Raw genomic sequence first — 736 nt, 5'->3', positions numbered from 1 at the left:
GCGTGCCGGCGGCGATGCGCGCGCGGAGGGCGTGGCACAGGCGCGGCACCACGCCGGCGGCGGGAGGGGCGTCGGGCGCCATGGCAACTGGCCCTGTGATTTCCTCGGGAACTGGCTCTTCTTCCTGGGCCAGTGGCGCGGCAGAGTCCAGCCCGGAGAAGGAACCCGCCCATGTATGTCCCCCCCGCCTTCCGCGAGGATGATCCCGCCACGCTGCGCGCCATGATGCAGGCGGCCGGCCTGGCCACGCTGGTGACCGCCACGGCCGAGGGGCTGCAGGCCACCCCGCTGCCGCTGCTGCTGGCGCCGGAGGAGGGGGAGCACGGCACGCTCTACGGCCATCTGGCGCGCGCCAACCCGCAATGGCGGCTGCCGGCGCTGGGCGAGGCGATGGTGCTGTTCCCGGGGCCGGACGCCTATGTCAGCCCGTCCTTCTACCCCTCCAAGGCCGAGCACCAGAAGGTGGTGCCGACCTGGAACTACGTGGCCCTGCACGCCTATGGCCCGGCCGAGTTCTTCGAGGAGCCGGCGCGGCTGCTCGATCTCGTCACCCGCCTGACCGAGCGGCACGAGGCGGCGCGGCCACGGCCCTGGGCGGTGGCCGACGCGCCGGACGCCTTCATCGCGGCGCAGCTGCGCGGCATTGTCGGGCTGCGGCTGCCGATCGCCCGGCTGGAGGGCAAGCGCAAGCTGAGCCAGAACCGCGGCGCCGGGGACCGCGCGGGCGTCGCCGCCG

1 protein-coding gene is annotated in these 736 nt (G+C 74.7%); it reads left to right on the top strand.

Annotation, left to right across the window (positions count from 1 at the left end):
- Window positions 1–171: 171 nt before the first annotated feature.
- On the top strand, window positions 172–736 hold a 565-nt coding region (locus HMPREF0731_RS22325; protein WP_007006544.1), incomplete at its 3' end, for an FMN-binding negative transcriptional regulator.

It is taken from the genome of Pseudoroseomonas cervicalis ATCC 49957, from assembly GCF_000164635.1.
Taxonomy (GTDB): domain Bacteria; phylum Pseudomonadota; class Alphaproteobacteria; order Acetobacterales; family Acetobacteraceae; genus Pseudoroseomonas; species Pseudoroseomonas cervicalis.
Note: the sequence above shows the minus strand (reverse complement) of the source record. Positions and strands in the feature narration are given on the sequence as shown.